We start from the raw sequence: 13,783 nt of genomic DNA on the forward strand, positions 1-13,783 counted from the left end.
GGAGCCGCAGCTTGAATATTATGTTATACGACGGAATCGCTTCTCGACTCTGCCCTCACTATTGATTTTCTCCAGGTACATATTCAATCAGATCATATAATTTGCAGTTAAATGTACCCCATAACTTTATTTATAAGCTATTTTCATGGTCTATATCCAATTCTAGCCCAATGATGCCTTAGATATTTAATATTTATTGGTATTTTAGAATCTTTAATAGCTTGACCATTAGATTCTATTATCTGATTTATTGGACTATGATAATAAGATAGTCTTTCAATATCTATAGAAACAGATAAGTTATCATCTAAAGTAAATAAGCCAATTTCAAATGCTTTATCATGAAATAAGCAAAGGCACAATCCATTGGATGTATCTCCTCTTGATTCTGAATTATCAGACCATCTAGCAATATGAGCTCCAATCAGAAAACAGCTATCAGCAACTTCACATTTTGGAAAACAACAAATATGATTAAAATTATCGCGAACATTTTTAGAAAAATTACTTTGCCCTATTCTAATAGGCAGAGTTTTTTGACTTTCATATGTATTGGACTGATCAATTACCAATCTTTCTCTAACAGTAGTATTAATACTACTGTTACTAAATAAAATGTTGTATAATTCTGAATCCACTTCAGATAGATATGCCCCATTTTGTCTACGTAAATTTCCGTTTTGAATTACATAAAATAAAAGTTTCTTTTCGTCTGAACTCTTAGCTTTATTTACATTGAAATAATACATCAATTGATTTTCTTTTTGAGTAAAAAGTGTACTTAATTCGATTGTCTGATCAAATGGTTCAAATTTTTTTAAATTTACTCTATAAAAAGTATCAGCGTAACTCCAATTTGGTCCAGGATCAGGTGGTCTTAGTGTTGTGATAAAGCCATCTGTTTCAGCAATTGAATGTCCGATGAATTTAGAATTTGAGTCTCCTCTTAAATGTAAGATAATGTCCCCTTCTTTTACACGCATTAAACTATCCCAATATGCCCATATACGTCTGGTATCACCTACTATTTTATATGCTGGTGACCAAAGGCATTTTGTAAATCCCCATTCTCCTCCCCCATGTACTTCGTCCTTTGACATCTCTATCCAAATCATATCCCTAGCTCCTTTATGAAATATTCTCAGGTTGTAATTCATGCGCCCTCGCTAGCTTTAGGTGAAAAAATTAACGTAATACATGCAGTCAACAAACCGTACATCTGCTTTGCTCTGCTTCTCCAAACCAGAGCACTCAAAACTTTGATGTACAATAAAATTACTCGGTTCTTTCGGATAACGTTTCTGCATTCATGTACCCAATGGAGTTGTCTACTGAAATACCTCTCCGAAATCCTAATTCGCAGACCAAGGCTCCAAAGGAGCCGCAGCTTGAATATTATGTTATACGATGGAATCGCTTCTCGAATCTGCCTTCACTATTGGTTTTCTTTGGGTACATACTCAATTAAATCTGATAATTTGCAGTTAAATGTATCGCATAGCTTGAATAAGGTTTCCAGCTTTGTTGTTTCTATATTCGTTCCCCTATACAACTTGTTGATTGAATTCCGACTTAAGCCCGATTTCGCCATCAATTCTGTTATATCATCTATTCGATGTTCTGCCATGAGTTCTCGTATATTGCACTTGATTACGTTCATCTTTTCCCCTCCATAATTCTATCTTATCTTCCATATTAGCAATCATCAACGAAAAGCGAAGTTTTAACTCTATAAAGTCAAATATTCACCTTGCAATTAGCTTTATAAGGTTATATAATGACTCTATAGAGTTAATCAGAGGAGGAATAACATATGATTAATACATTAGAATCATTAACAGAGCCGCTTATAAGAATACGTTTAGAATTACTCTATACTGAGCTTCTGGAGTGTCATAAGGAGTACACTCAGCTTTCTTCGGAGACAGATCAATATTTTAAAACGCTTCATGATGCTTTGCCCGATCAACTTCAACATACGGTTTTTCTTTACGAAGACGCCCAAATTTCTCTCCAATCCATCCTAGAAAGAAGTATCTACATACAAGGTTTCAAAGATGCTCTACAACTATTTAGTGAATTGCAAAATTCTAGTATTTAGAGGGCCATATGACCCTCTTTTTCTATTGTTTTTGATTCTGTCGTATAACGTTTCTGTATCTGCGAACCCGAGAGGCTTAAGCCGCGCCAGCGGCGGGTGGCTTCGCCACTTAGCCTCGCAAGGTTGTCTGCTGATTCAGCTTCTCCGAAATGCCTCTTGCAGACCAAGGTCCCGTTAGGGGCCGAAGTGCAGATACGATGTTAGACGAATTAATTGCCTTCTTAGAGACGCAATCATTTTTTTCTATTATTTGTTGATTTATTTAGCGAAGCAACGATTGAACATACAGTTTTGTGATCCCTTAATTCATAATTATCATACTTTCTTGTCAGAACACCGTCCTTGTATAACATCACTTTAGATTCAAGTTTATCAATCAAGTCTGCTCCACGATCAGAATCTGTTTTATATTCCTTATCTGTTTCAATAATATACGTCGAATATGGTTTAGCTATTTCAAAATAAGAATATGGATCGACAAAATTATCACGTTGAATGCGCGTTTCGCTTTGTTTAGGTATTAATGTGTAGTCAACTTTGAAAACTTCTGAAAACCCTTCAATCTTAGAAATTATAGTTTCATAGCTATATTCATTCGTTAAGTAAAAATCTTTATCCATATAATATACATTAAGCAAGAATAATGCAGCTAAACTGTTTATTAAATTCCCCATGTTTGCTTCTTTAAAATTCTTAATTCTATCATGTTTGATTAAATTATAAGAATTGTACCATCTCCAAATTTCTTTATCCTTCCCATTTCTAGTAATTCTTTCTTTTCTAAAGGGGTCATGCTTAATATCAAACGTGCCTTTTTTTATGTTTTCAAAATCACATGCTACTAACTTATATTTTAGGTTATACATTTTATCTAATTCTTCAATGTATTCATGAAAAGTAACATAGTCCCTTATCTGTCCTTTTTTGTCTCTAAATTTTATCTTTTCTTTTTTGCATAGTTCTTTAGCGATGTTTTCGCATTCAGAAACTGCTCGCAAGATTAAATCTGCGATCTTTATTGAATATGTCTTTAGTTGTTGCTTATCTATTGAAATATAATAACTTAGTTCTGTGAATTCACTTTCAAGTTTTCTATAAATTGGCCAAAACAAATTACTCATTTTGAACTCCTTAGATTTTGTAATATATTGTTTGCAATTATTTCGCCTAACGTATTATTTACGAACTTCCGAAAGAATGCTCTCTTCGTCATATACACGAACTTCGTGAATCCTGCACTTTTCTCCTTATTCCGGCACTTTCTGCGTTTCAATCCTCCAGCCCGCTCATCCGATCCAACGGACTTTGAATCCGCCCAATGTCCCGTCTGCTCACATGTGTATACCGCTCCGTCGTTCGCACACTCTGATGCCCTAGCAGTTCCTGAATATAGCGAAGATCAATCCCATTCTCCAGCAAGTGGGTCGCAAAGGAATGCCTTAGCGAATGGATACTCACCTGTTTGCGAATGCCCGCTTCAGCCAGCGCTTTTTCAAACACTTTCTGCGCTGAACGTTCCGTCAGGTGGCGGCCTTCCCTCTGCCCAGGAAAACAGCCAGTCTGCTGGCTGCCCCACCCCTATATACTGCTCGACCACCGCAAAAGCCGCTTCGGATAGCAGCGTTTGCCGATCCTTCCTGCCCTTTCCCTGACGAACTTTCAGTACTTTCCGTTCACGGTCGCAGTCTTCAAGACGCAACCTCACCACTTCGCTTACCCGCAGCCCGGATGTATACGTCAGGTACAGAATAGCCTTATGCTTTAGATTTTTCACTGCTTTCAACAGACGCATAACCTCATTCAGGGACAGCACATCTGGCAGTTTACTCTCCTTTTTCGGACGAACATAGGCGGCGGATTTGGGCTGCTTTAGCACATGGCGAAAGTAAAATTTCAGCGCGCTGATCGCTTGGTTAACATAAGCGTGCGAAAGGCCTTTTTCGAGCAGCGCCAACGCATATTTTTGCACCGTCGCATCATTTATGCTTGCTTCGGTCCCTTGCAATCTTGCAAAAAAGCGTTCCGTTTGCGATATGTATGCTTTAATCGTCTTGCTGCTGTAGCCCCTTGCCACCAATGCATCGCGCATTTCTTGCCGCTGATCCGGGTTCCATTCACCTCGTTCCGAAGAAGAGGGAACCGCATTAGCCTGCGTGTCCCGCCGATCCAGCCATTCCCGGATGAACGGCAGCTCTTTATCCAAGCGCTCGTCGCACTCGAACTTGCAGCTCCGATACGCTTCCAACATGCTTTCTACAGCCGAGATACTGTAAGGAATGGTCCATATTTTTTCGTCTGGAACCCATTTCCTGCTCGGTATGGATCGAATCCCTTCTCGCTCCTTGACTCCGTATCGCTCCAACCGTACGCCGATCGTTTTTTCATCCCGATAAAGTAGGTTTATCTTCATCTCACTTGCCTCCTTAGTATATCAGCCGTTCAAAAAATTGGAAATCTAATTTTACACAAAAAAAGGGACTTAAGATGGATATTCATCTTAAGTCCCTGATTCTTTCAGAGTAAATTATTGATCCATTAAGTCCAATTTACATTATCATAAAATGTCTTACCATTACTTGTCCAGTTCCTCCGTCACATCACCACAGAAACAAAAGAAGAGCCCGATTATGTTATTAAGAAAATAAGGATAAGCCGCTAAAAAGCCCGCGCTGATCGCGGGCTTTGCTGTATATCTAGTTAATATCATGCCTAGAAGGCTTGTTACTCGACCTTGAACTGTTTTAATTCGTCTTGAAGCTTATTGGACAATTGGTTTAATTGTTTGGATAGTTCAGCAACCTGTTCAAAGCTCTCCAATTGTTCCTGCGTGCTGGCGCTAACCTCTTCGGTTGAAGCGGAATTCTCTTCTGTGGTAGAAGAGATGATCTCCAACGCCTGCAAAATCTCATCTTTGTGCTTGTGGACTTTGGAGGTGTTGGTGCTGATCTGGATCATTCGCAATTTCAAATCTTCCAAATCCTTGTTAATGCTAAAGAATACTTGCTTCGTGTTCTCCACCGATCTCGCATTTTCTTCTGCAATTTTCAGACCGTGAACCGTATGCTCAACTGATACGCTGGTTTTTTCTTCAATCACACGTACCTTCTTGTAGATTTCCTGTGTCGCCAGCGCCGTCTGCTCAGCCAGCTTGCGAACCTCCCCGGCAACAACAGCAAACCCTTTGCCCTGTTCTCCTGCACGTGCAGCTTCAATGGAAGCATTGAGCGCCAGCAGGTTGGTCTGCGTTGCAATTTGGTTGACCGTATCCACGATGCTGGAAATCTCATGACGGCTCAGATCAATATCCTGAATAATAGACGACATCGCTTGTGTGGAATTATGATTTTCTTCTGCCCATCTGGATAACTGATCTACTACCGCAAGCCCCTGTCCGCTTTGCTCAGCAGAGATTTGCACCATCGTTTCGATGGCTTTGGCATCATTGGCAATTTCGTCAATTTGGTCGGATAATGCTCCGGTTTTTTGTAAAATGTTATCCGTTTCGATGGATTGGTAGTTCGTTGCATTGGCAATCTCATTAATTGCTGTCGCCGTATCGTTCATCGTGATCGCGGTTCTGGAAGAAATGGATTGCAAATCATGAGAAGACTGATTCAAGACTTGAGCTGAGCCACCCACCATTTGGAGCATGCCTTGAATTTTTTGAACCATATTGTAAATCCCTTGAGAAATTTGCCCGATTTCATTGTTGGATTGCGTATCAAACTGAACGGTCAAATCTCCATTTTCAATCAGCTTGATTTTTGCAAGCAATTTCGGGATTGATCTCAACAGATAACGGAGCGTTATATAACAAATCACAACGAGCAGGATGGTGGCTGCCGCAAAACCGCCAATGGTAATCCAGGTAAACGCTTTTAATTCTGAGAGCACCTCATCTTCAGAAATGGTTAAGCCTACAGACCACCCCGTATCTTTACTGGTTGCATACCCAATGTAACGACGTTCGCCATTATCATTAATTAGCTGCACTCCTGACTCACCAGCAATCATTTTCTTTCCAATCTCCCCAAGATCACCTGTGCTTTCGTTAATCTTTTCTTTCAGCACTTTATTTTGATCGGGGTGATACAAAATATCACCTGTTTTGGATGCAAGAATCGAATAACCTGTGCTTCCAAGCGAATAGCTTTGCATAACGACAGGGATGTCTTTGAAAGCAATATCAACTGCAGCAAATCCGATTAATTGATTACTGCTATCTTTGATCGGATAGAAAATGCCCATGAGCACATTACCCGAATTGACGTCCTTATAGGGTTCTGAGTAGTATAAACCGTCTGCTTCAACAGCTGGCTTGAAGTATGGGCGTGTATGAATATCAAAATCCGGTTTAGAAGCAACACCATCATTCTGAAGAAAGAAGCCTTTACCAGATATTCCTGCAATCCAGGCGTCGGCAAAAGATGGCTCTGCCTTTACAATGGCTGCCAGAGTCGCTACTGTTTCCGCAGCATAAGGAGAAGTTTTCACCATTTCTGCCGATGAGGTGGTTTCTAAATATTGCTTAAAAAGATTGTTCGTTGACATTTGTTTGACAAGTGATCCCTTTTCCTTAAACAACGCATCGAATTGAGTGACAACGGCCTGCGTCTTGGTTTGGAGCATGGCCTCTTGCTGCTTGACAAGTATGCTTTGCGTGCTTGCAAACATGAACGTCCCCAAGGTTGCAAAGACGACAACGATAATGACTAACAAGACCATGGCCAATGTGTTGGCGATGCTGGATGATCTGAATACGCGCTTCTTAATATTTTGTGACATGCTGCCATCTCCCCGAGGAATATTGAGCGAAAAGCTCTTAGATAATATGTCGGAAGTTTGCAGCTATTTTAATAGGTTTTTAGTATACACAATTTAAAGTTTCGCTATCTGATTCCTCATAGATTCCCTCCCAACCTGTTCGGTAACTCAAGCAAAAGATTTGGGCAGCACAAAGAGCCTTCGTCAGACGTAGGCTCTTTACTAAAAGCTATATATGAGAACGCAGAGTTTTGCGGATTTAGAGCGTTTCAGCGATCCGTAAGCTCAACCCTCATCCTCCGTCGTTAACCCAACTGCATCGTTGTGATACACGTATCGTTTTTTTCATATGTAGAGAATTCAGTTTCAGCCGTTTTACCTTCATGATTCACGCTAATACGGTATGTTTTATCCCTCGGTAGCCATAGATCAATAAAACCATTGGATTGTGATTTCATGGCGGCATTCTCCATGATGACTTTCCCTTCGGAGTCGTGAACGGTCACATTGAACGCTCCGTTTTTTATTTCGCCTTGGCAACCGGTTAGACTATGAGTTGCACAAGGGTGGGTCTGCTCCACATATGGTGCAATCGAAACAAAAAACTCGTTGTCAGGCAAATCATAATTCATGGTCTGAGTATCGTCCCCTGTCACAATCAACTGACTGGAATTAATGGAAGCGGACTGGGGTGTTGCCTTGCCTGCACTGATATCATGCACCAATTGCTTGATGTCTGTGGTCTCGTGGTTTTCCGCCCCTTCTTTCTGAATATTTCCTGCAATTAGGTACGTCCCCAATGCGGCAACAACCAACCCTGAAGCGACTAAGATTCCTTTTTTCATCTGGAGTTCATCTCCTCGTCTGTTTTGTATTATTATAAGGGAGAATGCACCATAATGGGCAAAATGGGGTGCTGAAGTCACCAGATATTCACATATCTGTGCTATGATTCAGTCATATTTGTATAACATTAGAGGATTACCGATGAGCGAAGGAACATGAGCAGTTCTTCTGTCTCAACGTAAAAATACCCCATTACTCTTGTGGAGCAAAGGGGTACAGCCTTTTTTAACGGTCCCTGTTCACGACATAATGTATTAAGTGCTTCAGAAAAGCAATATTACGTGGGATCTCTTCCAATGCTTCCATCGCGAGGCAATAGTGTTCCCACATCTCTTTACTGGCACCTTCAAGACCGAGGATGGACACGAAATTCGAATTGTTATTATCAGAATCTTGGCCAACAGGTTTTCCGAGTAAGAGCATATCTCCTTCCACATCAAGTAAATCATCTTTAATCTGAAAAGCAATCCCCATATGATAGGCAAATTTCTTCAAAGCAGCAATTTCCGACTCCTTGACCTGTGCAAGCATGGCTGGCATAACCAGACAAGCCTCAAACGCCACTCCTGTTTTGTAAAAGCACACCATATTCAGCTGCTCCAAGGTCAGTGCCTTTCCTTTGGAATCCAGATCCATCGCCTGCCCCATACACATATCTTCTGCTTTCTGGGCCGAGTATTGTATCAAAGCAAGCACCGTTTCAGCATTGAACTGGTCAAGTGACGATTGTTCCCCAATCGCCTTCTGGATCAGATACAGACCAGTTAGTTCCGCAGTGGCGCTATTGTGCACCTGATGCAACGTCTGACGCCCTCTACGGGTAGACGCATTATCCTGGGAAGGAAGATCATCAAAGATCAGGGATGCGGTATGCATATACTCCAGTGATCTCAGAAGAGGTACGATTGCCGATGCATCTAATCCATATTCGTTCACGCCCATGACCCAAGTCAATATAGGCCGTATCCGCTTCCCATCCCCTTCGAGACTGTAATTTGCAGCCTCAATAAGCTGTTCTTTCATGGCCGGAATCCCTTGAGGCTTGGTAATTTTCAATTGGTTGTTAATCTGCTCACGGACCTTTTTGACCGTATTGAAAAAGTCTTCCTTTTCCCTCGCATCGTTTTTTAGATGGGTAATCATCTGGTCCCGAAGCAGCTTATCTAAGAAATCTACATCATCCGCTTTTTGTACCATCTTCTGAATAAGATTATTAAATTCCGGATTTCCGGATGCAAAGATCTCCATCGTTTCGTCATACTTTTCAATACCTACACGTTCTTTATAACGTTTGAGTCCATTCATTGCACGATCCAGTATCACCTCACGAGCCATGGCATCGGAGTCATATACATTATGGATCAAATAGGAAATAACCGCCCAGTATAATTCAAAGGGATTGATAAGATCAGGTCTCTGATGATGATATTTTAAATAGTAGGTATAGGGTGTTACCGGACCGTCTCTCATATCGTCAACCATATCCGCAAAATCATCAGCAAGCTGGTTATAGATGCCATAAAAGAATGTTCGTTGCTCAAAACCCTCATCCGCAGGAGCACTAATCACGGAACGGACAATCAATCGGGACGAAGAGGACTTCAAAATAACGGGTATATAAAGCTCTTCATTGGTATAAGTAGCTCGCGTTAGATCCTTAACACGGTCAATATCTTGAGAATGAAAAAAGACATAGGCCTGCTCGAAAAATGTTTGCTGTGTGTCCGGTCGCTGATGTTCCTTAATATACTCAAATGCATCCGAGAGCTCCGAATGTATGTATTGAATCAACTTCATATGATTTGCAGTCCAATTGCCCAACTCAGGCACAGATCCACTGAGAAGCGCGGCACGTATCATACGGGAATATTGTTCTTTCTCTTGAACGTTCAGAACCTGGGAATCGAGAAGATCATCAATGAAAGGATAGGTTAGACCATAGGAGTACCCAAGCCTGATGGCTTCATCAAGTCTGCGAGCACGTTCCACAGGCAACACTGTATCGTCCATTTCTTCCATCACATGCAGAATAACCCCGATAATGATCTTAATCAGTTTGCGCTGGGCTTGCTCGGCATCCATCTCTTTGGGAATATGGGAGGATACGGACCTAAGTTTGTTGATCACCCAAATTATCGCGGTTTCTATACCTTCCCTCTGGGCCCACCGATACACCCCGGCCAAATTCATAAATTCCGGTTGGTCTCCCCCGTTTGCACTGGATTCGATCAAGTGTTCTTTTACGTCTGCAATGACACGCTGAATCCGGGTATGCGTGTCAGGAGAATCCAGAGCTTTGCCTAGGTCCCTCATATAAATATAGGAGACACTTCGGTCCAGATAATCATCCAATTTGCCTGTATAATTCAGCCATTGAATGTATCTATTATAGTCCCGAGTATCAGGTTTTCTCTTTCTCCGTGAAAAAAAGGATAACCATGAGGAATGATGAATATGATTTTTTTTCCACTTTTGAATGTCTTCTGTCAGGGTAGTCACATAAGATTTGTCTAAGACCTGATCATACAGTAATGCAAAATACTGAATCGCCTTCCGCTCAGCCAGCTGATATCCTGTATTGGCTTGTAATTTTTCATTCATATAATGCATTACCTCAACTTCTCATTTTGTTAAACATGGTTGCATTTCTCCCTGAGGGTACGAATTCGGATCATGTTTTTATCTTTATACGGAAAAAAATCTGTGAGGTTACGAAATTTAATGGGGTCGAGGCGATATAAGAAGTAATCCCAAAAGGTGAATCGTCATGAAATATAGTGAACAAAAAAAGCTGGGCTCTGCTCCATAAGAAAAGCAGCCCAGCTTGATCTTTATAGATATCTCCTTAGAGTGTTTGGTCCTTCTCGACCTTCTGCCATAAAGCCTCAGTCAGTTCATCTATCGTCTCCTTCATCGCCAGCTTCTCGCGCCAACGACTCGGGATACCGCTTATTCCGTAATAAGCTCCTGCAATTTGCCCGTACACCGCCCCGGTCGTATCGGCATCATCCCCCAGATTCACTGCCAGCAGTGCTCCCTCTTCAAATGAAGTCGAATGGTGGAATGCCCACAACGCAGCCTCAAGGGAACGAATGACATACCCGGTTCCTTGTATTTCGGGCGGCTCTTTATGCCGGTAAGATCCCCGAATTATTTCTTCAATGGCTGCCGAATAAGCGGGCTCGTTCTGCCGCCACTTATAACAGACGTCCGCCGATAACATGGATTCTTTGTCCGCTCCTCGCAGACCTGCCACAAGGATTGAAGCAAGCACAGCACAGGACTCCACACTTTCGGCTGCTCCATGGGTGGTTCGCGAGCTCATCTCAGCGTACTTCAGCGCCTCTTCCGGACGGTTCGCATAGGCCATAGCCACAGGTGCAAGCCTCATAATAGAGCCATTGCCGGCAGTCATGGGGTCAACGGCCCCGCTGTATGGATCTCCGTTAGCTTCGAAGCGATGCAGTGCTGCTCTCGTTGCACCACCGATATCAAAGCACGTTCCCGTGCTGCTCATATATCCCAAGTGATACCAATTAGTGTATCGGCGCATTTGATCTGCCGGATCAAAGCCATCTTTACGTACCATACTCTCGGCCAAGCAGAGCGCCATCGACGTATCGTCTGTCCACTGGCCCGGCTTTAACCCAAATACACCGCCGCCCACGATATCCGTTACAGGTTCAAATGTACCTGGACTGCTGAATTCCACAGTGGTTCCCAAAGCATCGCCCACAGCCAGCCCAACCAGACATCCCAAAAAACGATCCTTGATAAGTGCCATTTTGGTTTTACGCCCCTTTTCAAATGTAATAACTAACGCATATTTTCCCATCTCGCCAGGAAGGAAGCCCGACACTGCCATTTATTCGTAGCTTAAGGCCTTACAACGACTATCCGGTTTCAATTCAATGAAAATTCCTGCCTCTTGATGGTAAACGAGTGGAAACCGCTCCGTATCTACATATTCCCGCACACCGCTTGAAAGCCGCCATACCTGAAGCGGGACTCCTTTTCCCCATAAGAATAATCGGTCGTCGCAAATGGCCATATCCGCTTGGGGGTAAGGAAAAGCCCCGTCTTCAACAGGCTTACAATTTAGGGATGGGATCGCTGGAAGCACACGCCGGTACCCGGGCTGGGTCATATCGAATAGGACAACAGCCGGTTCAACTCCTTCCTCTCCCCAATCTTCCTCCTCCAGCAAATCGGCATCCATCTGTCCCCAAACCGCCAATGTATCGGGTCCTGTCCAGTACACCGGCCCATCCCAATCTATGGTTTGCCAAAGATGGCGAACTGACGGACCATTCTCCGATTCCCATGGGTTCATCAGCCAATCGGATAAGGACCAAGTTCGGACCACTCCTAATGGAGCCCATACCCATCCCGTATCCGCAATCCACTTTCCACCTGGTGAAATCAGCAGCCTCCCATGAAAATAATCTAGATAGTGCTCATTTTTGCTTTCGCTGTTATAGATAGGGGTAGGTCTTGCTGTCAAAAGCATGCCTGTTTCTACATCCGTCAGATCAAGCCGGTTCCATTCCGTCCCATGAACAAGAATATATGCACCGTCTTGGTGTACAAATGCCAGGGGAAACATACTTTTATCGTAGTGATATTCGTCCCGTGATAATTTCATTTTTTCTTGAGCATGGACTAAATCATACACTGCCGCATGCCGTCCAAAACGATTGGAGATAGCTACGTAGCTGCCGTCAGAACTGGTAACCATTTGGACAGGTTGCATGGGATTAAAATCAGGAATACAAATACGTGCGCACAATTCTGCGCTGCCTGAGCGAAGTTCTAGTCTCCACAGTTCTGCTTGTGTGTTTAGTGCCAGCAGGGTTATGCTTTCCTGAGAGTCGCCCTGTAGTGGATGAATGGCTGTAAGGTGTCCGATGGACGGTGGTAAATCAGGTAAAGAAACGTGATGGAATGGCATCATTAAACCCCTTTTATTCTGGATAAATAATAATTTATACCCGCATTTGTGAAGCTGGATTTATCAACAAAAAATCTGATATCAAGCAATGCAGTTAATATTTTCATAAAAACTCCCGGTTTTTTCTTGCAAAACAACTTAAGATATGTAATTTCGCTAGGATTACTTTTGAGAACAAAATAGGAGTAATTCATCAAGATCAAGTAGGAGATGAGCTGCTCTGTTGGAGATTTTGATGCTCATTGATACAGTCGATCAGCACCTCTAATACCCTATTTTTATTAGAGTTATAGGCTTGTATAAACATCGTTGCTTCTACAAACGGCTTGTTGAAATCATCGAATGGAAAATCATATACATCATGACTACCCAGTATGAAGTTAACCCATTGGCCTTGTAAAAATTTTATTTTTTCCAGCGCTGCTTGTGTATCCATATCCATCTTACTTTTGTGAATATGCTCATGCAAAATGTTAATAAGAATGTGCAGATCATAATGTTGTGCGTCTTCCATTCTGTATATGATCCTATTATTTTCAATCGTTAAACGATCATAAATGTCGTCACCTAAACCCAGTTCAAATAAAAGATGTTGAAGGAAAAATAGTCTGTCCTGAGCAAACGTGAATTCATTGCCTCTCTCTGCTAGATGTGAAACTTGATATTGATAATAAAAACAAAATAAGTTTTTTCTTCTATAAGCAACATCTTTATGTATATCAAAAACATTAAAAATGAACGAAAGCAATCGAACCAGGCGTTCAGCATCCAGCTCGCTTCGAATGACATGATCCATTTTTGTAAATAGCGACCTGTCAAACAGATCATGCCATCGCACTAGAGAAACATAATCCTGCTCGTTTATATTCAGGGTTAATATTCTTAAATTTTGCTCTTGATCGGGATAAGAATAAAATAGATATTCATGACTTAAATCAGAAATTCGCTCATTAAAATAAGCTCTTAATTTGTAATCGTATATTTTAGAAAATGACATACCTATCCTCCTTACAAGTAAGCCTGAGCATATTAAACTAAGCACAAAACATTTTCGAACTCCTATATTGTAAAATTAATCTGGATAGACTGGCAAGGCGGCACAATTACAGAAACATATGTTC

Annotated in this window: 12 protein-coding genes; 1 reads left to right on the plus strand and 11 read right to left on the minus strand. The window is 41.8% G+C overall.

The window, feature by feature from the left end:
• Nucleotides 1–143: 143 nt before the first annotated feature.
• Complete coding sequence (locus G9G54_RS14180; RefSeq protein ID WP_165178550.1) at nt 144–1,115, minus strand: HNH endonuclease; 972 nt, start codon at nt 1,113–1,115, stop codon at nt 144–146.
• 320 nt (nt 1,116–1,435) lie between these two features.
• Complete coding sequence (locus tag G9G54_RS14185) at nt 1,436–1,660, minus strand: helix-turn-helix domain-containing protein (protein WP_152378964.1); 225 nt, start codon at nt 1,658–1,660, stop codon at nt 1,436–1,438.
• Between the two features lie 153 nt (nt 1,661–1,813).
• Between G9G54_RS14185 and G9G54_RS14190 the strand changes: the two genes are divergently transcribed.
• Entirely contained in the window at nt 1,814–2,101 is a 288-nt protein-coding gene (locus G9G54_RS14190) for a DUF6809 family protein (RefSeq protein ID WP_165178551.1), read from the plus strand.
• 233 nt (nt 2,102–2,334) lie between these two features.
• Here G9G54_RS14190 and G9G54_RS14195 read toward each other — a convergent pair whose 3' ends face one another.
• The 9 genes from G9G54_RS14195 to G9G54_RS14235 form a co-directional block, all read right to left on the minus strand.
• Entirely contained in the window at nt 2,335–3,222 is an 888-nt protein-coding gene (locus tag G9G54_RS14195) for a hypothetical protein (RefSeq protein ID WP_165178552.1), read from the minus strand.
• 148 nt (nt 3,223–3,370) lie between these two features.
• Nucleotides 3,371–3,601 (minus strand): tyrosine-type recombinase/integrase, encoded by a 231-nt coding sequence (locus G9G54_RS25680; RefSeq protein WP_446723019.1) that lies wholly within the window; start codon nt 3,599–3,601, stop codon nt 3,371–3,373.
• Nucleotides 3,594–4,511: a tyrosine-type recombinase/integrase gene (locus G9G54_RS25685; protein ID WP_165178553.1), complete on the minus strand. Its 918-nt coding sequence runs from the start codon at nt 4,509–4,511 to the stop codon at nt 3,594–3,596. Before G9G54_RS25685 ends, G9G54_RS25680 begins: the two co-directional genes overlap by 8 nt.
• Nucleotides 4,512–4,822: 311 nt before the next feature.
• Nucleotides 4,823–6,886: a methyl-accepting chemotaxis protein gene (locus tag G9G54_RS14210; protein ID WP_165178554.1), complete on the minus strand. Its 2,064-nt coding sequence runs from the start codon at nt 6,884–6,886 to the stop codon at nt 4,823–4,825.
• Nucleotides 6,887–7,170: 284 nt separating this feature from the next.
• Nucleotides 7,171–7,710, minus strand: coding sequence for a CueP family metal-binding protein (locus G9G54_RS14215; RefSeq protein ID WP_165178555.1), 540 nt, complete (start codon nt 7,708–7,710; stop codon nt 7,171–7,173).
• 226 nt (nt 7,711–7,936) lie between these two features.
• Nucleotides 7,937–10,321 (minus strand): polyprenyl synthetase family protein, encoded by a 2,385-nt coding sequence (locus G9G54_RS14220; RefSeq protein ID WP_165178556.1) that lies wholly within the window; start codon nt 10,319–10,321, stop codon nt 7,937–7,939.
• 235 nt (nt 10,322–10,556) lie between these two features.
• Complete coding sequence (locus tag G9G54_RS14225) at nt 10,557–11,495, minus strand: ADP-ribosylglycohydrolase family protein (RefSeq protein WP_165178557.1); 939 nt, start codon at nt 11,493–11,495, stop codon at nt 10,557–10,559.
• 81 nt (nt 11,496–11,576) lie between these two features.
• Nucleotides 11,577–12,662, minus strand: coding sequence for a hypothetical protein (locus G9G54_RS14230; RefSeq protein ID WP_165178558.1), 1,086 nt, complete (start codon nt 12,660–12,662; stop codon nt 11,577–11,579).
• Between the two features lie 199 nt (nt 12,663–12,861).
• The gene (locus G9G54_RS14235; protein WP_238808074.1) at nt 12,862–13,659 is read right to left on the minus strand and encodes a hypothetical protein; all 798 of its coding nucleotides are present in this window, start codon (nt 13,657–13,659) and stop codon (nt 12,862–12,864) included.
• Between the last annotated feature and the right edge of the window lie 124 nt (nt 13,660–13,783).

Origin of the sequence: Paenibacillus sp. EKM212P (assembly GCF_011066115.1) — a bacterium.
GTDB lineage: Bacteria > Bacillota > Bacilli > Paenibacillales > Paenibacillaceae > Paenibacillus > Paenibacillus polymyxa_B.

What these genes read in the sequence shown, in the direction of transcription:
- G9G54_RS14230 (WP_165178558.1), bottom strand. Translation starts at nt 12,662, where the DNA reads ATGCCATTCCATCACGTTTCTTTACCTGATTTACCACCGTCCATCGGA.
- G9G54_RS14180 (WP_165178550.1), bottom strand. Translation starts at nt 1,115, where the DNA reads ATGATTTGGATAGAGATGTCAAAGGACGAAGTACATGGGGGAGGAGAA.
- G9G54_RS14190 (WP_165178551.1), top strand. Translation starts at nt 1,814, where the DNA reads ATGATTAATACATTAGAATCATTAACAGAGCCGCTTATAAGAATACGT.
- G9G54_RS14220 (WP_165178556.1), bottom strand. Translation starts at nt 10,321, where the DNA reads ATGCATTATATGAATGAAAAATTACAAGCCAATACAGGATATCAGCTG.
- G9G54_RS14185 (WP_152378964.1), bottom strand. Translation starts at nt 1,660, where the DNA reads ATGAACGTAATCAAGTGCAATATACGAGAACTCATGGCAGAACATCGA.
- G9G54_RS14215 (WP_165178555.1), bottom strand. Translation starts at nt 7,710, where the DNA reads ATGAAAAAAGGAATCTTAGTCGCTTCAGGGTTGGTTGTTGCCGCATTG.
- G9G54_RS25685 (WP_165178553.1), bottom strand. Translation starts at nt 4,511, where the DNA reads ATGAAGATAAACCTACTTTATCGGGATGAAAAAACGATCGGCGTACGG.
- G9G54_RS14210 (WP_165178554.1), bottom strand. Translation starts at nt 6,886, where the DNA reads ATGTCACAAAATATTAAGAAGCGCGTATTCAGATCATCCAGCATCGCC.
- G9G54_RS14195 (WP_165178552.1), bottom strand. Translation starts at nt 3,222, where the DNA reads ATGAGTAATTTGTTTTGGCCAATTTATAGAAAACTTGAAAGTGAATTC.
- G9G54_RS14235 (WP_238808074.1), bottom strand. Translation starts at nt 13,659, where the DNA reads ATGTCATTTTCTAAAATATACGATTACAAATTAAGAGCTTATTTTAAT.
- G9G54_RS14225 (WP_165178557.1), bottom strand. Translation starts at nt 11,495, where the DNA reads ATGGCACTTATCAAGGATCGTTTTTTGGGATGTCTGGTTGGGCTGGCT.